The organism is Paenibacillus phytohabitans (assembly GCF_013141775.1).
Lineage (GTDB): Bacteria > Bacillota > Bacilli > Paenibacillales > Paenibacillaceae > Paenibacillus_AQ > Paenibacillus_AQ phytohabitans.
The window spans coordinates 76,670-96,189 of the sequence record NZ_WHOB01000093.1; the positions used below are offsets into that span (position 1 = coordinate 76,670).

At 52.8% G+C, this 19,520-nt stretch carries 14 protein-coding genes and 1 riboswitch; of the genes, 2 read left to right on the plus strand and 12 right to left on the minus strand.

The features are described from left to right. Positions 1–131: 131 nt before the first annotated feature. Positions 132–641 (plus strand): phage tail tape measure protein, encoded by a 510-nt coding sequence (locus GC101_RS31505; RefSeq protein WP_171720522.1) that lies wholly within the window; start codon positions 132–134, stop codon positions 639–641. Between the two features lie 52 nt (positions 642–693). Beyond that, entirely contained in the window at positions 694–1,398 is a 705-nt protein-coding gene (locus GC101_RS31510) for an AIM24 family protein (protein WP_042133978.1), read from the plus strand. A gap of 83 nt (positions 1,399–1,481) precedes the next feature. On the opposite strand, the gene GC101_RS31515 is transcribed toward GC101_RS31510, so the two are convergent. The 12 genes from GC101_RS31515 to GC101_RS31580 all read right to left on the minus strand — a co-directional run bounded on the left by GC101_RS31515 (position 1,482) and on the right by GC101_RS31580 (position 19,310). Beyond that, the gene (locus GC101_RS31515; RefSeq protein WP_042133976.1) at positions 1,482–1,937 is read right to left on the minus strand and encodes a Dps family protein; all 456 of its coding nucleotides are present in this window, start codon (positions 1,935–1,937) and stop codon (positions 1,482–1,484) included. A 233-nt stretch (positions 1,938–2,170) separates the two neighbouring features. Continuing rightward, positions 2,171–3,649 (minus strand): potassium/proton antiporter, encoded by a 1,479-nt coding sequence (locus GC101_RS31520; protein WP_171720523.1) that lies wholly within the window; start codon positions 3,647–3,649, stop codon positions 2,171–2,173. 87 nt (positions 3,650–3,736) lie between these two features. Then, positions 3,737–6,283, minus strand: a complete 2,547-nt coding sequence (locus GC101_RS31525) for a discoidin domain-containing protein (RefSeq protein ID WP_171720524.1) — start codon at positions 6,281–6,283, stop codon at positions 3,737–3,739. 220 nt (positions 6,284–6,503) lie between these two features. Further along, positions 6,504–8,018: a glycosyl hydrolase gene (locus tag GC101_RS31530; protein WP_171720525.1), complete on the minus strand. Its 1,515-nt coding sequence runs from the start codon at positions 8,016–8,018 to the stop codon at positions 6,504–6,506. 212 nt (positions 8,019–8,230) lie between these two features. Further along, positions 8,231–10,813 carry a PA14 domain-containing protein gene (locus GC101_RS36390; protein WP_246354601.1) on the minus strand — a complete coding sequence of 861 codons (2,583 nt, stop codon included), beginning with the start codon at positions 10,811–10,813 and terminating at the stop codon, positions 8,231–8,233. A gap of 13 nt (positions 10,814–10,826) precedes the next feature. Continuing rightward, positions 10,827–10,907: riboswitch (cyclic di-GMP riboswitch) on the minus strand. Positions 10,908–11,044: 137 nt separating this feature from the next. Then, positions 11,045–12,418, minus strand: a complete 1,374-nt coding sequence (locus tag GC101_RS31550) for a sugar phosphate nucleotidyltransferase (protein WP_042133969.1) — start codon at positions 12,416–12,418, stop codon at positions 11,045–11,047. A gap of 621 nt (positions 12,419–13,039) precedes the next feature. Further along, the gene (locus GC101_RS31555; RefSeq protein WP_171720526.1) at positions 13,040–13,549 is read right to left on the minus strand and encodes a hypothetical protein; all 510 of its coding nucleotides are present in this window, start codon (positions 13,547–13,549) and stop codon (positions 13,040–13,042) included. Positions 13,550–13,594: 45 nt separating this feature from the next. Continuing rightward, positions 13,595–14,935, minus strand: a complete 1,341-nt coding sequence (locus tag GC101_RS31560; protein WP_171720527.1) for a UDP-glucose dehydrogenase family protein — start codon at positions 14,933–14,935, stop codon at positions 13,595–13,597. 4 nt (positions 14,936–14,939) lie between these two features. Beyond that, the gene (locus GC101_RS31565; RefSeq protein ID WP_171720528.1) at positions 14,940–16,040 is read right to left on the minus strand and encodes a glycosyltransferase; all 1,101 of its coding nucleotides are present in this window, start codon (positions 16,038–16,040) and stop codon (positions 14,940–14,942) included. 102 nt (positions 16,041–16,142) lie between these two features. Further along, positions 16,143–17,282 carry a glycosyltransferase family 4 protein gene (locus GC101_RS31570; RefSeq protein WP_171720529.1) on the minus strand — a complete coding sequence of 380 codons (1,140 nt, stop codon included), beginning with the start codon at positions 17,280–17,282 and terminating at the stop codon, positions 16,143–16,145. Continuing rightward, positions 17,279–18,469, minus strand: a complete 1,191-nt coding sequence (locus GC101_RS31575) for a glycosyltransferase family 4 protein (protein WP_171720530.1) — start codon at positions 18,467–18,469, stop codon at positions 17,279–17,281. Before GC101_RS31575 ends, GC101_RS31570 begins: the two co-directional genes overlap by 4 nt. Further along, positions 18,456–19,310, minus strand: a complete 855-nt coding sequence (locus GC101_RS31580) for a glycosyltransferase family 2 protein (protein ID WP_171720531.1) — start codon at positions 19,308–19,310, stop codon at positions 18,456–18,458. Before GC101_RS31580 ends, GC101_RS31575 begins: the two co-directional genes overlap by 14 nt. Between the last annotated feature and the right edge of the window lie 210 nt (positions 19,311–19,520).

The following is a 19,520-nucleotide window of genomic DNA, read 5'->3' on the forward strand; positions in this document are numbered from 1 at the left end:
CTGTATTACACGTATGGTTACCTGCATAGACAGGAAGGGTAATTATGCCTAAAGCTGCCCGCACTGCCCAAATCAGGACCGGCTATGATAAAATAAGAATACAACAAGCCTATAACAGGTGGTGATCAGTAATGAACAATCGCGCAACAAGAAATATGATAAAGCTGCTGGGGTCGGCCTTGCTGCTGCTCGGGATTTCTTTCACTTATGATATCCCAGCGGCCAAAGCCAACTATTTCACTGATTTATATAATGGACTACAGAGCTTCTCGGAGCTGCCTGGTGAAGTCAACAAACTGCAGGAGAGCTATCAGCAGACGGCGGAGGAACTGCAGAAAACAAAGGACGAGCTCGGAACGGCAGTGGACGAGCTGGGGCAGACCAAGGACCAGCTGGACCAGTCTCTGCAGCAAATGGCGACCTACCAGGCCCAGAATGCCGCGCTGCAGGAACAGAACCGCCAGCTCAGCCAGGTCGTTGATGAACTGAAGAATGACCGTACGGCAAGGGAAAATTACTATAACCGGATCAAGGTGACTGTGATCACCGGACTTGCTCTTATCCTGGGTTATTTCCTGCTGATCCGGCTGCTGCGCTTCACCATGCGCCACCGTTCCAGAAGAAGCGACCGGCTGCGTTAAGGCCGGAGGAAGAAGCGCATGTACACGGCACTGCACGAGGGGAGCATAAGGAATGAATGTTGATGTCCAGGATGAAGGCGACAGCGGCAGCGGACAGGCCGTTGCTTTTACCGTCGCAGAAAATGAAGAGGTTCATGTGCTCCATCCGCAGCAGATTATAGCTTATCAAGGCCCCTCTTCAGGACGGGCGGACCGGCTGATGGATGTGAAGGGCATGTACCGCAAACGGAAGCTGATCCGCTCGGATATCACCGGACCCTGCCGGTTCGTGGCTGCATTGCCGCCCGGTTACCGGGTCAAGACGCTGCAGCTCGACGGCAAGAGCGATCTGCTCTATGATTTCAGGCATCTGTTCTTCTACAGCAAGGGAGTCACCATGCAGACCAGAGTGCTGAATATGAAGAATATGCTGATTACCCGGGATATCGTCAAGGTGAAATTCTCCGGTCATGGCAGCATCGGCATTCTGACAGAAGGCACGGTCTGTGAAGCCGAGCTTGACCCGTTTGATCCGCTGTACGTCGATGCCGGCAGTATTATTGCCTATCCCGAGAATGCCCGGCTTGAGCTTACGGTCTACGGCAATCATCTCGCCAGCCAGCATATGAGCTATCACTGGAAGATGACCGGCCACGGGCCTGTGCTGTTCCAGGCCGGACGCCAGAGCAGGCGTTTTCAGCGGGATAATAATGAAGACGGCATTATCAAACGCTTCCTGCGCGAGGCGTTGCCGTTTGGCGGAGTATTTATCAAGTAAGCCTGCCGGGATAACCGGCCATACTGCAAAGAGCGCCCGTGCGGATACCCACGGGCGCTCTTCTTATATACTTTTGTTACAGTTTAAGCCAGGTAAGCGTTCAGCATCCAGGACGTTTTCTCTACGCTTGTTCTAATACCGATCAGCAGGTCAGCAGTAGGCTGGTCGCTAAGCTCTTCGGCAGCAGAGATCGCCTGCTTCAGCTCTTCGGCTACGGCAGTGAAGTCCTTAACCAGCTGCGCTACCATTTCCTTCGCGCTTTCGCCGCCGGTTGCTTCCTTCAGTCCGGAGAGAGCCAGATATTGTGTCATTGTGGAAGCAGGTTGTCCGCCAATGGCAAGCAAGCGTTCAGCCAGCTCATCCACATAACCGGCAGCTTCATTGTACAGCTCTTCAAATTTCTCATGCAGCGTGAAGAATTGTGCTCCGCTGACATACCAGTGGTAATGATGCAGCTTCACTCCAAGCAGCGTCCAGTTCGCTGTCTGACGGTTCAGGGCAGCATGCAATTCAGTATGGCTTTTAACTTGTGTACTCATTCTAATAACCTCCTGGGATGTGTATTTATTTTGTTATTGTATTTAGACTCGTTCTAAATCTATATACAATTTAACACAGATCAAGCCTTAATGCAACTCTGTTTTATGATATAGGGTTACTGCAAATTCTAGCATTCCCCTTTCGGAACCTCCTATTATTTCGGTCACAATGCTGTAAAAAAACCTATATTGACACAAATCACTTCACCCGGCAGAGAAGCTCACATTTATCCTTAAACCGATGTGATATCTGTCTCCGCCGCTTTCCCCTTCCCGCTCCGGAAGATCGCCCGCATCTCGTCCCGTTTGGTCTTGGGGCTGAGTACATACACTGTATCGCCCGGTTCAATAACCGTGCTGCCATGCGGCGTCACGATGCTTTTGTTGCGGATAATCGCGGTGAACAGGATATCATCCGGCAGCCCGATCTGCGCAATCTGCATCCCGGCAATCGGCATATGCCGGTCAATCCCGATGTGGTTAAATTCGGAATCCGTCTTGCCAAGAGCCACGAGCTCCATCAGTGACGGCTGGGATGCATCCTCCCGTCCTACCAGTCTAAGCCGCGAGGCCAAGGGTGAAATGGTCGTTCCCTGAATGACCGCCGAGGTCAGGACTACGAAGAAAACGACATTGAAGAACAGCCGGCCCTGCGGAAGCCCCGCGAGCAGCGGGTAGGTCGCAAGCACAATGGGGACGGCGCCCCTGAGTCCGGCCCAGGAGATCAGTGTCTTTTCGCGGAATGAGAACTTGGCAAACAGCAGACTGATGAATACACCCGCAGGTCTTGCTACTACCATTAGAATAACGGACAACAGTATACCCTGCCAGGCAATATCCGCCAGCTCCTGGGGAAAGACCAGCAGTCCGAGCAGGATGAACATGGCAATCTGCATCATCCAGGCAAAGCCGTGATTGAAATTCATGATCGTACGGTGATACATCAGCTCGGAGTTCCCCAGCACCAGCCCCATGACATAGACGGCAAGCAGACCGCTGCTGTGGACCATCGCCGAAACCCCGTAGGTCAGAACCGCAAAGCCGATGGCCATCACCGGGTACAGCCCGGTGGAGTCCAGATTGATCCGGTTGATCAGATATGTAGCCAGCTTACCGATAAGAATCCCCAGCAGAAGACCGATCCCCATCTCCCAGAAGAAGGAGAGCACCAGACTCCAGATTGCAGTATCAGGATGCTGTATCCATTCGATCAGGGAGACGGTGAGGAATACCGCCATGGGATCGTTGCTGCCGGATTCTGCTTCGAGTGTGGAGGTCAGGCGTTTATCAATGTTTTTGCCACCCAGTACTGAGAACACCGCAGCCGCATCCGTCGAACCGACAATCGCCCCGAACAGGAAGCTCTCCGCCCACGGCACGCCTAATACAACTCTGGCAAAAATACCGACAACCCCTGTTGTCACAAGCACACCTGCTGTAGCCAGCGACAGCGCCGGCTTCATGACCGGGCGGATATCCTTCATACTCGTCTGCATTCCGCCTTCAAACAGAATAACCACAAGCGCAAAAATCCCGGCGATCTGTGTTAATGAAGCATTGTTGAAATAAATGAAATGACTGAGTACCATTCCGGCAGCGATAAACAGAACCAGTGCGGGCATTCCAAAACGGGTGGAGAATTTGGTGGACAGCACGCCTACCAGCAGTAAGGCCGCCAGCAGCAGAATAATTTGATCTGCAAGATGAGTCATCGATCCGGTTCACCCCTTTCCCATTCATACTTCGCAGCAAAAAACCCCGGTGGCTTGTTAAATCCACGGAGCTTATTATGCCGTCCTTTATTCTCTTGAATACACCTGCAGCTCCTGAATCGACCAATAGTTGCCTCCGGAACCTGTCTGCTGTATGCGGATATAACGGGTTTGGACCTGGGAAAAAGTAATCCTGGTCAACTCCAGCTTCCCTTTGCCGGATGCTACCTGTGTCCAGCTCTTGGCATCATCGGATACCTGGACGGTATATCCCCGCGGATAATCATACGACGATAAAGTATAAATCAGCTCTATGGCTTCTATTGCATGTACTGCACCTAAATCGATCTGGAAGTATTCACCAGATGCCTGGTGTTTACCGGTGTCCCAGCGTGTGCGCCGGTCTCCATCAATGGCACTCTCCGGCTTCGAGGCTGCCGTGTTCACATTAGACGTAACCTTCCAGCCGGTCCGGTCCAGCGGGACGAGTCCGGTTGCTGTAATCTGTGTCTTCTCCGACATGACGCCAGAGCCTGACACTCTTACCGCATAAGTATACAATGTGCCCTCCTGCAGTTTGCTGTCAGTGTACTCTGTGCTCTGCACACCTGCCGCAATCACTTTCAGTTCACTGCCCGGGCCGTCGGCCCGGAGCACTTCATAGCTTGCCCCGGGAGCCTCCAGCCAGCTCAGATGCATCGACAGCCCTTTGACTGCCGCGGCCTTGAAGCCTTGCGGCGCCACATCCGCTACTTCGGAAGAGGGCTGCAGAATATACTGCACCGCCTCACCCGGAGCCAGCGTTTCGGTGAATTCCAGCACAGGTGTAGCATTCCTGCCCGACATATAGCTGCGTGCCTCTTCATAAGTATCTCCGCGGCCAAAGCGTTCACCCTCATATACGGTCTTCTCCGGCATGGTCACCTTTACTTTAACCGTCTGCTCGGTTTCTTCGAAATTGACAAAGTTCACAAGTAGTTTGTTGGATGTGGCTCCGCTGCCTGCCAGAGGCTCAAGGGTAGAAGTGTCTACCGCCCGCACATACACCAGTTTGTCAGCCAAATCGTCTTTGTTCGTAATCTGGTAGCTCAGCGGCGCCCCGTGTGTGGCATAAGCCAGATCCAGCCGGCGCATAATACTTACGCGTGAGTCTTCACCTTCTTTGGTATAATAAATCTCTGTAGCTCCCGGATCATGCTCCTCCAGGTTGAAGCCATACTTGAACAGACTGAAGTTCTTGAAGAAAGCGGCATGCTGCACAAACATATCGGCATATCCGATATGCCCGCGCATAATCCGGTCAAACACCGCCGCAGTCCGCTCGGATGCGCCGTATTGATAGGCATCCACATGAGTATCCGAGGTGCCGAATTCGGTGGTGAGCATTTTTTTGCTGAGGCCGTCAACCGCTCCCCCGAAGGTCTTCAGATTCTCTGTAAAGCTGCCTCCGTTGCTGAAAATGTAGGATTCACCATAGGAATGCCCATTGGTCAAATCCGTAACTTCCTCCAGTTCATTCCGCTGCTCCGGGTCACGTTCCCAGCCGTCCGGATCGCCGCACTGCTTAAGCGTCCCCTTCTGATTGCCGCAGGAATCTTCGCTGTAACCCGGCCAGTATGCCCAGCCCGGGGCAACCGTCTGCAGATGCGGTGCGATCGTCTTGCCTTTCTTATTCAGCCAGTCGGCTATCGCCAGATTGACTGCTTTGGAACGGTTGAACAGTCCGGGCTCATTATCCACCTCATAATACTGGAAATACTGGCCGTATTGCTTGAAATAATCGGTCAGCTTCTTCTCCGCATCATCCGGCAGTGAACCGTCTTCCTTGAGCTTGATATCACCCGTGTACAGATAGAGGGCAACAGCCTGCATATTATAATCCTTCAGGACCTCATAGTACTCTCCCATATTCTCACAGGATCTGCCCACATCGCTGGCACAGCTGGTCCGCATAATGTTGCCGCTGTAGGCTAAACCCAGCCATTTCATAATATAAGGCAAATGCGTAACGGCACCTTTGTCGAAATAGAACTGTTTGTTGTTGACCATGGTTCCGGTCAGCGTATAGCTCCCGTGAATCGGCTCCTTAACCGGAGTCTTCAGTGCTTCCAGACTAAGGTTATCCCATGTCCACCAGTTATACTTATCCTCCGCAGCCGAGGAATAGATCCCGCGCGCTGCCCGCAGCGTTAGCTCGTTGGTTCCGCTGATGAGCTGTTCTTTGGGAATGTACAGCTCATAGGTTTTGCGGAAATCATATTTACTGTCCGTACCGTCTACACCGGCAATCTGAATAATCCCTGACAGCTGCCGGTTGGAGAATACGCTCATCTGCGGTACAGATTTGTAGGCTTCAAGGATGCTGACACGAAATAAGACCCCGTTAACCGGGATCTTATCCAGCTTGTAGGTAATCCGCAGTTCAGGATTGGTAGCGCCGTGCAGCCCGGACGGGATACTCTGAAGCTCCGCCGTCTTCGCTGCGGCTGAAGCAACGCTGAATACCCCCTTGGCCCCGTTTGATCCGGCTGCTGCAAACTCTGCGGCTGAACCGTCATGCTGGCCAAGCTTCCATAGCACAGTCCCCTCCGGAACTGCGGGACCCGCATCCTTGGCCGCAGATAATTCCGACATGTCAACTTCCACCTCGCCGCTATTTGTCCCATCCTCTCCGAAGACAGAAACGGACAACAGAAACAAGATGATCAATGCTGCAAATTTTAGTAGTAGATGAATGGGTTTATTTCTCTTTGTTTTGAGTCTAGTCCTCATTCCCTTGTCCTCACTTTCTTCCAGGGTGGCTGTAATGTACCGGTTTCCGTAGAGCTTCATTCGTCATGACCAGCTTCATTCCTCAAGGAAGAGTCAGCGCGTTCTGGGGAATCACCGCCTGTTTCTGGCGCGGGCTTTGCCACATCAGACGGACGCTTGCGTCACCGTGATTCTCATAATACTCCACTTTAATATCGTAGGCAGTTGCGGCTGTAAGAGTTATACTTCCCTCCCGGCTGACACCGCTTTGCTTCTTCCAGCTATCAATGATCAGCTTGCCGCCGATCCACACACGGATGCCATCATCGGAAGAGGCTGTAAAAGTATACTTTTCACTGTAGACTGGCTTGATCTTACCGGTCCAGCGTACGGAAAAAGAGTCCTTGCCGATTCCCGGCGCCGGTGAATCGCCATGCCAGTTGAAGTCAATCGTGTTGTCATTCCGGGTAAGCAGCGGTTTGCCGGACAGCTCCGCATTGCCGAAATATTGCCCCTTGAGACCGTTGCGCGATACCGCAGTAAGTGTGTTGATCTGAGCATTCAGTGCCAGCTTGTAATCATCCCGTGATACGGTGTACTTATTGCTCATAAAGCTTTGAATTTTCTGGAGATTATTATTCTCGAGCAGCATTTTCCCCCATGTCATCGTATATACCCATTTACTCTGGGTTTGAGACAATATGACAGGGTCTGGAAGCTCTCCGCTCTCCCCGATACCGATGGGTTTGCCGTCAGCCAGCTTCAGAAGGTTCTCGTAATAGGATTGCTTAAAGTCATTGTTATAAATATCGGCTGCCAGTACATCCACCTTGGAGGCACCCGGATAATAATTGCTGTAAGGCTCTGCCCACTCGTTCGGTGCATTCGGGTTCCATACCCAGAGCAGATTATTCAGCTTATGCGTGTTCACCATACGGTCATACACAATGTCCCACAGCTTGGCGAAGTTATCCTTCTGTCCCCACCAGAACCAGTTGCCGTTCATTTCATGATAAGGCCGCCATAAGACCGGCACCCCTGCATCCCGCAGCTCACCCAAATATCCGGCAACCTCATCCAGCTCTGCAATCAGGGCTTTGTACTGGGGTGTTCCGGGAGTAACGTAGGCGTCGAATTTGGCCTGGCTCAGGTTCATTTTCACATTAGTCCATTCGGGAGAGGTTCCCGGCAGATTCTGATGGAAGGTCATCGCCACAATGCCTCCGCCTTTGTACCACTTAATGGCACTGTCTACGACAGCTTGGCGCTGCCCGGCAATGGTCTCTTCGGACTGGTTGTTAATGGCTCCCAATTCGTAGCCGTGCAGAACGGCATACTGCCCGCTTGCGTTTTTAAGCTTATTATTGAATTCATCAGGACTCTCCAGATAATCATGCTGGCCGGAGATCATACCTTTGCCGCTGAGATCGGACAGATAGCTTAACAGTGCGGTGGCTTCCTTGGAAGCGGAGGGATTAACGGGTTTGATTGGAGCGGCAGGAGTATTGACGGTACGTGCTACCGGAAGACTGCGCGCCTCCCCCCATGGCAGAAGAGAAAGGATAAGGATAATTGGAATAATTGTTGTATATAGCCTGTACTTACGGTAAGTGTTCAATATAATCTCCTTTCCCCGGGCCTCACTGCCGCCTTAGGCGTGCAGGCATGCAGTTCTCTGTTAAGAGGCTGCATTGAATTACCCGGATGGTCTATAGCTTAGTAGCCCTGCTGATAAGCAGGGCCATTAAGATTGGACTTTATAGGATTTAGAATTGTAACGTCTTAACCAGTATCAGCGCCAATAATGAATGCAGCTGCGGGGGTATGATCTTAGGAAGCGGAAGGGAGAAACAGTGCGCTCGCGGGAACCGTTGCCTTAACTTGGCTCGGACTCTCCCACATCAGGCGTGCTCTGGCATCTCCTTGATTCTCATAGTACTCCACTTGTATATCATATAGCTGACCGGCTGTCAGGCTTATGCTTCCTGTGCGTTCGGTCCCGCTCTGCTTCATCCAGCTGTCGATCACAAGCTCACCATTGATCCGTACGCGGATGCCGTCATCTGAAGTGGTATAAATCTGATACGTCTCAGTGTATAGCGGCTTGAGCTTACCGCTCCAGCGTACAGAGAAGAAATCTATGCCGATTGCGGCATCCGGCGTGCCTTGACGCCAGTTGAAGTCAAGCACTGCATCGGTACGTACCACTGCCGGAGCACCAGACAACGTCATATTATTGAAATATTCCGCAACCAGCCCGTTCGCCGCAGGAGCCTCGGCCGTAAGATTCTCCGGTAATGGAGCTTCTGCCGGCGTTGGTGCCGCTGTCGGCGTTGGTGCCGCTGTCGGCGTTGGTGCTGCTGCCGGCGTTGGTGCTGCTGTCGGCGTTGGTGCCGCTGTTGGCGTTGGTGCCGCTGTCGGCGTTGGTGCCGCTGTTGGCGTTGGTGCCGCTGGTGCCGCTGTCGGCGTTGGTGCCGCTGTCGGCGTTGGTGCCGCTGTTGGCGTTGGTGCCGCTGTCGGCGTTGGTGCCGCTGTCGGCGTTGGTGCCGCTGTCGGCGTTGGTGCCGCTGTCGGCACCGGTGTTGGTGTTGATACTGGTAACGGCGTTGCTGTTGGTACTGGTGTTGCAGTCACAGCCGGAGCATCCAAAGCTGCTTTGCTGGCTGAAGAAGCAGACGTGTTCACAAATAACGCGCTTGTAGGGACAGTTGCCTTCGCCTGGCTTGGACTCTGCCACATCAGACGGATATTGGCATCGCCGGCATTCTCGTAATACTCTACTTTGATATCATACAACCGGCCTGCTTGCAGGTTTATGCTTCCTGTACGCTCGGTACCGCTCTGTTTGGTCCAGCTGTCGATTACAGCTGTGCCGTCAATATAGACGCGGATACCATCATCGGATGTAGTGATAATCTGATAGGTTTCACTGAAAGACGGTTTGATCTGACCCGTCCAGCGGATGGAGAAGCTATCCACTCCGAGCTTGGCATCCGGCGCTGCCTGGCGCCAGTTAAAGTTCAGCAGCGCATCATTCCGGACCAGGACCGGAGTACCCGAAAGCGTCATGTTCTTGAAGTATTCTCCCTGAAGACCATTCTGAACGACGGGGGTCGTCACAGAATCATTGGAAGCAGGTGGCGGCGTCAGTATCGGTACCGGCATTGCAGTCGGTACCGGCGCTGGTGTTACTGTTGGTACTGGCGTTGGCGTTGCTGTTGGTACCGGCGTTGGCGTTACTGTCGGTACCGGCGGCGTTGGTGTTGCTGTTGGTACCGGCGTTGGCGTTGCTGTCGGTACCGGCGTTGGCGTTGCTGTAGGTACCGGCGTTGGCGTTGCTGTTGGTTTCGGTGTCGCCGTAGCAAATGTGCCTGCTTTATAATCGTCCCGGGTCACAGTATAGCTGTCGCTCATGAAGTTTTTGATGGTAGCATCGGTGTTGGTTTCATACAGCATTTTTCCCCAGCTCATCATATATACCCAATTTTTCTGGGAGAGCTGCAGCTTTGCCGTGCTTGGCATTTGTCCATTCTCGCCAATGGCAATCGGTTTGCCATTCGCAAGAGCGAGCAGGCTGTCATGGTATTTATTCATATAATCGTTCTCATATATATCTGCCGCGAGTACATCCACCTTGTCAGCCCCCGGATAGGTCAGCGCATAAGGATCAGACCAGGCATTGGGTGCATTGGGGTTCCATACCCACAGCAGGTTGTTTAATTTATGAACGTTTACGAAACGGTCATACATAATATTCCAAAGCGCAGCAAAATTATTTTTCTTCCCCCACCAGAACCAGTCACCGTTCATTTCGTGGTAAGGTCTCCAGAGTACGGGAACACCGGCATCCCGCAGGCTTTTAAGTGACACTGCCACTTTATCCAGATCTGCAATCAATGCAGTGTACTGTGTTGTACCTGGAGTAATATATTTATTGAATTCCGCCTGGCTCAGCGGTTTCTGAACATTGGACCAGAGGTATGCAGTACCTGGCAGATTCTCATGAAAAGTCATGGCTACAATGCCGCCGCCCTTATACCAGTTGATCGCGCTGTTCACAACATTTCTGCGCTGCGCCGCTGCTGTACTTTCCGATTGCCCGCTGATTACGCCCAATTCATAGCCGTGAAGAGCAGCATATTGTCCGCTGGTTCCCTTCAGCTTGTTGCTGAATTCGTCCGGACTTTCCAGATAGTCATGTTGGCCGGTAATAATGCCTTTTCCAGTAATGGAATACAGATCATCCAGCAATCTGACTGCTTCGGTCGAAGCCTCCGGATTAACGGGTGCTTTGGAACTAGAGGCAGCTTCTGCAGATGAAGGCATTCCGCCGAGTCCCAGAGGTACTGCAGTCAATAAAAGGGCCAGAGACAGCACAGTGCACAGCAAACGAGACTTACGGTAAGTTATCAAAATCCATCTTCCTTTCGGTAGCCAGGCTGCCACTCTTGCGAAGGCCCTATAGCTTTGCGTCCCTATCTTTCGATTAGGTTTGCCTTTGTCGTATTGGAAGGATTAATCCCTCTTACCGTAAATATCGTCCCTATTTAGTTTTAATTAAGAGCAAAAATGAATTTTTCTTAATAATTGGTTCTTAATACCTGTTTTGGATTTGTAACAATTGGTTATATAGATAGATTAGACCTACGAAATGAATTGCTGCAAGGCGATATCTTCCCAATCCAAGGTGATTCGGATGTTATCTTCCTCCACCAGTTCAGAGCCGGTCTGCACTTCGATAAATTCCATATCTGTCAATGCCAGGATCGCATGCTTGGTGCCTTCCGGAATCCGTACGACATCCCCCGCCTTCACATTATGCATTTTCTCATTGAGCACAATGCTGGCTTCACCGCTGACAATGGTCCAGATTTCACTGCGTTTGTGATGCAGCTGATAGCTGATATTTTTACCTTCAGAAATAAAGATCCGCTTCGTCAGCACCTCATTGCCTTCCGCATATTTCACATAATCAATTACCTTGTAGTGACCCCAGCGGCGTTCTTCGTACATCGGTCTTTGTTCAAAAGATTTCAGCACTTCCTTAATGCGCGGGCTCTCCGCCTTGTGCGTAACCAGAATTCCGTCCGGGCTGGCGGCGATAATCAGATCCTTCGCCCCGATCACGGTGATCGGAATGTCCAGCTCGTTGATCAGGCAGGTGCCTTCGGAATCGGCAGTGACGAAGCCTTTGCCGACATGATTGCTGGTCATTTCTTCGGTCAGTGTATTCCAGGTGCCCAGATCTTTCCAGAATCCGGCGTAAGGCTGAACTACGATATTCTCTTCTTTTTCTACCACTTCATAATCAAAACTGATGGAAGCCAGCAGTTTATACTGCTTCTGCAGTTCCTCATAGTTCAGCGGCAGTCCTTTGCGCTGCAGGATATCCAGCAGATACCCCAGACGGAAAGCGAATACGCCGCAGTTCCAGAGCGCATTCCGGCTGATCAGCTCCTCGGCCTGCTTGCGGTCCGGCTTCTCCTGGAAGTGGCTGACCTGCAAATAACCGCTCGCTCCAGCTTCGGCGCTGGTAGGAATGATATAGCCGTATTTCTCGGAGGCATGCTCCGGAACTACACCCATCAGCGCCAGATTGGCACCGCTCTCCAGCATCGTGCTCTCCAGCTGCAGTACAGTCTCGAAGAAGGACGACTCCACATAAGGATCGACGGGCAGGATGGCTACCGTCTCGCTTGGTGAAACACCGGCGACCGAATACAGGTAAGCTGCTGTCAATGCAATGGCAGGGAAGGTATCGCGCCGCTCCGGCTCAACGATAATCGGCACCCCGCTGCCCAGCTGGCTCTGAATCATCTCTACCTGGCTACGGCCGGTAGCTAGGTAGGACGATTCCGCCATCCCTGTCTCCTGCAGCTGTCTCCATACCCGTTGTACCATGGATTCCGGTTCACCTGCCGGGCTTTCCAGTACTTTCAGAAATTGCTTCGAACGTGAATCATTGGACAAAGGCCAGAGCCGTTTACCAGAACCGCCTGATAGAAGTACTAGTTTCATAAGTGAACCCTCCTAAGTTTATGTGATGTCTCGAAAATATCGGATTGTTATTGGGAACTGGCTGCGTTTGCTTAAGCCTAAAGGCAGGCTGTTATGAGGGTCACTGCAAGGAATGTTTGGACTTTCGGCCGCTGCCCGTCTCCAAATTTCCTGATTTAAACCGCTTATCGCGGTAGAAATCCGGAGACAGCATATGCTTCCGAAGCTAGCTTTCCTACGGAAAGCTTTCAGGCGGACGCTAACGCTCCTACAGTTCCAAAATTCCTCTCCGTTCCCTTACATAACAGCTGGCTTATTCGCTTCGCCCGCAGGCGAAGCTCCCGGCTAAAGATCCGGCTATTGCCGCTTGGTTGAGCGGCAATTGAATCAGCTGCTGCCGCTGGTTGTTACGGCAATATAGCCTGTGGCTGCCCCGCATGCTTTTGCGGCAATTAAACCTGCGGCTGCCCCGCCTGCTTTTGCGGCGGCAAAGCCATTTCACGCTTGTTCCAAGGCGGCGCCGCTCAACTAAGCGGCGGTGAGAGATTTAAGGGATTAAGTGCATCTTGTTCCAAGGGATTTCCGCTCGCTGTAGCAGCGAAGGGGAAACATAACACTCTTGTTCCAAGGTTTTACGTTCACTTACGCGGCGGTGGAATCAAGAGCACTAATGCCCCTCATTTCCTCGTTTAGCCCACATTTAGTGGAATCAAGAGCACTAATGCCCCTCATTCCCTCGTTTAGCCCGCATCCGGTGAAATCAGGAGCACTTTTGCCCCTCATTTCCTCGTTTAGCCCGCATCCGGTGAAATCAGGAGCACTTTTGCCCCTCATTTCCTCGTTTAGCCCGCATCCGATGCATTCAGAAGGATTTATCCCTTTAATTACCTCATGCAGCACACTTTCGGCGGAATCAGAAGGATTTTTCCCTTTAATTTCCCCATACAGCTGACTTTCAGCGGAATTAGAGGGATTTTTCCCTTTAATTTCCCCATACAGCTGACTTTCAGCGGAATTAGAGGGGTTTTTCCCTCTAATTTCCCCGTACAGCATACTTTCAGCGGAATTAGAGGGATTTTTCCCTCTAATTTCCCCATACAGCTGACTTTCAGCGGAATTAGAGGGATTTTTCCCTCTAATTTCCCCGTGCATCACACTTTCAGTGGGAGGCTGCGGGATCACTGATAGACCAAGAGCTTAGACCGCGCCGGCAACGCTGGCGGAGAATCCGCTAAGGCCGCCCATCTGCGGGCGTCCGACGGAATGATACTCCAGGCCGGTTCCTTCGATCTGCTCTTTGCTATAGACATTGCGGCCGTCGATCAACACCTGGTGGCGCATGCTCTTCGCCAGCAGATGCAGGTCGATATCCTTGAACTGGCTCCAGTCGGTCAGGAGGCATACCGCATCGCTGCCTTCGGCAGCCTCTTCCGCCAGTCCGCACCAGCGGAGCTGCGGATGATCATATTGCGCACGGAAATTCTCGGCGGCAATCGGATCATAGAGCTTCACCGTGGCGCCTTCGGCTACCAGCGCTTCAACGATTTCACGGGCAGGCGCCTCGCGGACATCATCGGTGTTCGGCTTGAAGGCGAGTCCCCAGATGCCGATGACTGCGCCGCGCAGGCTGCCCAGCGATTCATGCAGCTTGGAGATGATCATGAAGCGCTGGCCTTTATTGACCTCGACCACCGATTTCAGCAGCTTGAACTCGTAGTCCACGTTGCCGGCAATCTGGATCAGCGCATTGGTGTCTTTCGGGAAACAGGAGCCTCCATAACCGATACCGGCCTGCAGGAAGGTAGATCCGATTCTCCGGTCCATTCCCATGCCCTCGGCCACCTCGGTTACATCAGCTCCCACTTTTTCGCAAATATTGGCGATTTCGTTAATGAACGATATTTTAGTAGCCAGGAATGCATTTGACGCATATTTAATCATCTCGGCGCTGCGGATATCCGTGACGAACACATTGTCCGTGAATCCCTGATGCAGCTGGCGCATCATCGGCTCAAGCTCAGGATTATCTAGTCCGATCACGATCCGGTCGGGATGCAGCGTGTCGCGGATCGCGGAGCCTTCACGGAGGAACTCAGGGGCGGAGACAATGTCGAAGGGATGATTCGTGTGCGAAGCGATCAAATTGCGGATTTTCTCATTGGTGCCTACGGGTACGGTTGACTTGGTCATGATGACCTTGTAGCCTTCCATTGCCTGCGCAATTTCAATGGCTGCCCCTTCGATATATCTTAGATCCGCTTCACCGCCCGGCAGTGAGGGAGTCCCTACAGCAAGGATGACGATGTCGGAGCGGCGGACCGAATCCTTAAGATCGGCCGAGAAGCTCAGCCTGCCCTCGCGGAGATTCATTTCGATCAGTGCCTCAATACCCGGCTCATAAATTGGGGATTCCATCCGGTTAAGCTTCTCAATCTTCGCCTCATCCTTATCGACACAGATGACATGATTTCCATTAAGGGTGAAGCATACGCCCGAGACAAGACCTACATAGCCGGTACCGATTACTGCGAGTTTCATACAATCATCCTCCTTTTAGGAAATTGACGTAGGCCTGTTCCACATACTGCTTGAACTGGACCATAAACGCCTGCTCATCAAATTTACGTGCATGGCCCATAATCTGCTCGATATCCCACGCATAGGATTCTGCCTCATCAATAGCCTGGAGCAGATCATCAACTTCCTGGTGCTGGAAGAACACGCCGTTGACGTAAGGAATAATCGTGTCCAGCGCTCCTCCGGCCTGATAGGCGATGACCGGTCTTCCTGCTGCATTCGCCTCCAGGGGCGTAATGCCGAAATCCTCTTCTCCGGGAAAAACAAAAGCCCGGCACTGCGACATCAGCCCTGTCACTTCATCATCCTCCAGCCGGCCCAGGAAAGAGATATTATCCTTGGCCATGCCTTCCAGACGCTTGCGGTCCGGTCCGTCTCCCACGATGTACAGCTTCACGCCGTTACGGTTGAATGCCTCTACCGCCAGATCGATCCGCTTGTAGGAAACCAGCCGGGATACGATCAGATAGTAATCTCCAATGGTAGGGGAGCTGGTGAAGCGCGCTGTATTGATCGGCGGGAAGATCACATCGGAATCCCGGTGATAATAATTCTGAATCCGCGTCTTCACGACGGAGGAGTTGGCTACGAACTGATTTACATTTTTGGAGGTACGCTGGTCCCAGTTCTTCAGGCGCTGCATGTATACCTTGAGCAGTCTTTTGAATATACCGGAATTCGACTGGCGCTCCATGTAGGTGTCATAATCCCAGGCGAACCGCATGGGGGTATGGCAGTAACACAGATGAAATGTAGACTCGGGAACCTGGATGCTTTTCATAAAAGCACTGCTGGAGCTAAGGACGATATCATACCCGCTGAAGTCCAAATCGCGGACGGCCATCGGATAGAGCGGCAGCACCCCTTTGAAATTCTTCTTCACTCCCGGGATTTTCTGCAGCCAGGAGGCCCGGATATCCGCATCTTTGAGGTTATCGGTCAGGCGGCTTCCGTTAAAAACCGTTGTGAAGATCGGAGCATCCGGATACATGTGATGAAACACCTCCACCACTCTTTCCGCTCCGCCCATTTGGATTAAGTAATCGTGCGCTATCGCAATTTTCATGTGAATCATCCTCAAAGTTTTATGGAGCAGCATCATCAAGCAGTGAACGCATGGTAGAAACGGATAGTGAAGCAAGTCTTAAGCATTGTCCAAGCGCGAGGGTCAGGTAACCGCCAGCAGACCTTTGTAGTAAGCGACGATATCCTTGACCGTATTCTCGATGACAAAATGCTCTTTCACCCGTTTCATTCCATTATCCGCCATCCGTCTACGCTCTTCGGGATGGTTCAGCATCCAGGTGATGGAGTCTGCAAGTACAGTAGCATCTCCCGGCTGGATCAGCATTCCTGTTACGCCAGGAACTACAATCTCAACCGGTCCGCCTTCATTGGAGGCAATCACCGGCAGTCCAGCCGCCATACCTTCGACGATGACCTGGCCAAACGGCTCGGGGGTGATCGACGTGTGAATCAGTAAATCGGCTTTGTTCATAAGTCCTTGTATATCATCTACATGACCCAGCAGGCTGACATTGGTAATGTTGCCTTGCTGCATCTGCTGAATTAATTCCTGTTTGTATTCCTCTTCCCCGAATAGCGCGTCTCCGGCAAGCCAGAACTTCACCCGGCTGTCATGCTTGAAGGCCTTGGCGGCTTCCAGTACAATATGCTGGCCTTTCCAGTGAGCCAGGCGTCCCACCAGCAGGACGTTGAAGTCCTTCTGGTCCCGCTTGCCGATCCCTTCACCGATCGCTTTGGCAAAAGCGGAGTATACGACCAGCGTCTTCTTCGACCGCGGCAGCTCCAGCGCATTCAGCGTGGAATGGGAATTGGCGATGACGCCGTTCGGCAGCAGGCGTGACAGCAGCCGGATCGCCTTGGCGACAACCGGCTTCAGGTACGGGGCTCCGATATGGTCCCGGATATGCCAGATCAGAGGCACTCCGGCTTTTTTGGCGGCCACCGCTCCGTAAAATGCCGATTTCAGCGAATTGGTATGCACGCAATCGACCTTCTCCTCTTTGAGCAGCGGAGCGAGCTTACGGCCGTAGGCCAGCAGCTTCATTGCAGCCGCCGGGGCGCCGAGGTTCACGGCATTGCGTCCGCGGCTGCGGATGCTCTCATCCAGCGGGATAATGCGGACATCGATGCCCTTCTCCCGCAGACGTTCGGCCAATGTCCCTTCTTCCGCCAGAATCACCAGCGGGTTAATCTGTTCACCGATGTTGGTGAGAATGTTGAACAAGGCAACCTCTCCGCCGCTCCATTTGGCGGTGTGATCAATATAAGCGACTTTGATCATCCTACGCTCACACCCTTTCCCAAAGTTTCGAGGAATACGGACTCCACTTGATCGCCTACATGCTGCCAGGTATATTTCTCCAGCACATGATTCCGGCATTCGTCACGGCCCGGCAGCAGCTTGCGGTTGCTCAGCATATGAATCATGCCTTCTGCCATATCGTCGCTGCCTGCACTCTTGAACAGCAGCTCCGGCCGGAAGCCCTGCAGAATCTCCTTGTTGCCGCCGACCGGAGTCGCCATCACCGGAAGTCCGGAGGCCAGCGCCTCCACGGTGATCAGGCCGAAGCCTTCCAGCGCCTGCGAAGGAACGACGAACATATCCGCCGCCTGATAATAGGAGGCCAGCTCATGATCGGGAATATAGCCCAGGAGCCGGACCTTGTTGCCCAGTCCATAATCGGCTATTTTCTCTTCGAGCTCCCCGCGCAGCGGGCCTTTGCCCCCGATCAGCAGAATCGCGTTCGGGAACCGCTCGGCGACCTGCTTCCAGGCTTCGAGCAGCTGCAGCAGCCCCATCCGGTTCATCAGCCGCCGGACCGTCAGCACGGTAGTTGCGCCTTCCGGCAGATTCAGTGTCCGCCGGATCGCCAGCCGGTTGGTGGAAGGCACGAAGCGTTCCACATTGGCCGCACCCGGAATGACGATGATCTTGTGCAGCGGCACCCCATGCAGATCATGCAGCATACCCCGGAAGTATTCGCTGAGGACAATGAATTTGTCCGCGAGCTTGTAAGCCTTATGTTCAATCGATTTGGCAATCGTTGTTTTCACCTTGTGCTTGATGCCTTGACCTTCGATCTTCATCTCTTCATTCCACGGGCCGTGGAAGGTCATCACCACCGGAATGCCCCGCTTCTTCGCTTCAATTGCCGGCCCGATGCCGTAAGGTGCGAAGTGGGTATAGAGGATATCAATCCGCCCGCTGCCGTCTCCCATCAGGTCCGCCGCCTTGCGCTGGAAGGCATCCTTGCGTTTCCAGATCGTCTCCTTGGGATCACCGGCGTTGTGGATGATCAGTTCCTTCGGGGTATCAGGTGTCTCCTGACTACAGATCAGGGCATGCACCTGGTTCCGTGAGGAGAGCTGCTCACATACGGATTTGAAATAGGTGTTCAGTCCTCCGGGCTGTAACGAGGGCCAGCTGAGGCCGGTCGTCATAATGTTCAATCCGTCATTGTACGACATAGCTTCTCTCCCCTTTGTTCTCCTTGTCGGCCTGGCCCATGGCATTATGCCGGGACAGCTTGCCGGAGCTGTGTAATTCGTAATGCTTGAAGCCGACCATGAATTCATACATCACCCAGAATATCGATACCGCGAAGCCTGAAATCCCTTTTTTGAATAAGCCGTGCACGAAATACTTCTGCAGGAAACGTGCCGGCGGCCGCAGCAGCAGGTGGCTGAGTTTGAACGGCTTGCCGCTGGCAAAGGCGCTTTGCGCTTCCAGATCCGTGTATTTGTTGAACCGGGCCACGTGGTCGTTGATGCTGCGGAAGCCTTGATGCCACAGCGTTCCGTTCAGCTTCACCGTCCGTTCCTCGGATACCTCGGGCATCTCATGCACCAGGCTGTTGCGGATGCCGTACTCCTTGCGGTTATACAGCCGCACCAGGTACTCACCCTTATCCAGCCATTTGCCGAGAAAATCACCAATCCGGTATAGCGAGAACGCTACGGTAGCATCCGTAAGTCCCGGCTTGCGCTCCAGAATATCCCGCGCCAGCTCTTCACTGACCACTTCGTCGGTATCAATCAGGAAGACCCAATCATGGACGGCGCGTTCCACTCCGAATTCCCTTTGCTTCGCATATCCGGGCCATGGGTTAACATACACCCGGCATCCCAGGCTCTCGGACAGCTGGACCGTCCCGTCTTTGCTGCCCCCGTCGATTACAACCACCTCGTCGGCGAACAACCGGCAGGACTGAATTGCTGCGGAGATTCGAACTTCGTCATCCTGAGCAATGATGACCGCCGATATCGGGTAACTCCCCCGGCCGCCAAGCACGCTTGTCATTGAATCCATGAAGGTATCCTCCTTTGCCTTGTAGGTCCGGTGTGTGTCGTCGCTGCGAGAAAAGTTTGGGCTTCCGGCCGCTGTTGTCTTCTGATTTCATTGATTGGACCGCTGTTTGCGGTTGAAATCAGAAGACAGCTTATGCTTCCGATGCGAGCTTTTCTACGAAAAGCTTTTAGGCGGACGCTGACGCTCCTGCAGCTCCAAATTTTCTCTGCG

Excerpts from the sequence above, each read along its gene's own strand:
- GC101_RS31505 (WP_171720522.1), top strand. The coding sequence starts at position 132 with ATGAACAATCGCGCAACAAGAAATATGATAAAGCTGCTGGGGTCGGCC.
- GC101_RS31510 (WP_042133978.1), top strand. The coding sequence starts at position 694 with ATGAATGTTGATGTCCAGGATGAAGGCGACAGCGGCAGCGGACAGGCC.
- GC101_RS31515 (WP_042133976.1), bottom strand. The coding sequence starts at position 1,937 with ATGAGTACACAAGTTAAAAGCCATACTGAATTGCATGCTGCCCTGAAC.
- GC101_RS31520 (WP_171720523.1), bottom strand. The coding sequence starts at position 3,649 with ATGACTCATCTTGCAGATCAAATTATTCTGCTGCTGGCGGCCTTACTG.
- GC101_RS31525 (WP_171720524.1), bottom strand. The coding sequence starts at position 6,283 with ATGTCGGAATTATCTGCGGCCAAGGATGCGGGTCCCGCAGTTCCGGAG.
- GC101_RS31550 (WP_042133969.1), bottom strand. The coding sequence starts at position 12,418 with ATGAAACTAGTACTTCTATCAGGCGGTTCTGGTAAACGGCTCTGGCCT.
- GC101_RS31555 (WP_171720526.1), bottom strand. The coding sequence starts at position 13,549 with ATGCACGGGGAAATTAGAGGGAAAAATCCCTCTAATTCCGCTGAAAGT.
- GC101_RS31560 (WP_171720527.1), bottom strand. The coding sequence starts at position 14,935 with ATGAAACTCGCAGTAATCGGTACCGGCTATGTAGGTCTTGTCTCGGGC.
- GC101_RS31565 (WP_171720528.1), bottom strand. The coding sequence starts at position 16,040 with ATGAAAATTGCGATAGCGCACGATTACTTAATCCAAATGGGCGGAGCG.
- GC101_RS31570 (WP_171720529.1), bottom strand. The coding sequence starts at position 17,282 with ATGATCAAAGTCGCTTATATTGATCACACCGCCAAATGGAGCGGCGGA.
- GC101_RS31575 (WP_171720530.1), bottom strand. The coding sequence starts at position 18,469 with ATGTCGTACAATGACGGATTGAACATTATGACGACCGGCCTCAGCTGG.
- GC101_RS31580 (WP_171720531.1), bottom strand. The coding sequence starts at position 19,310 with ATGGATTCAATGACAAGCGTGCTTGGCGGCCGGGGGAGTTACCCGATA.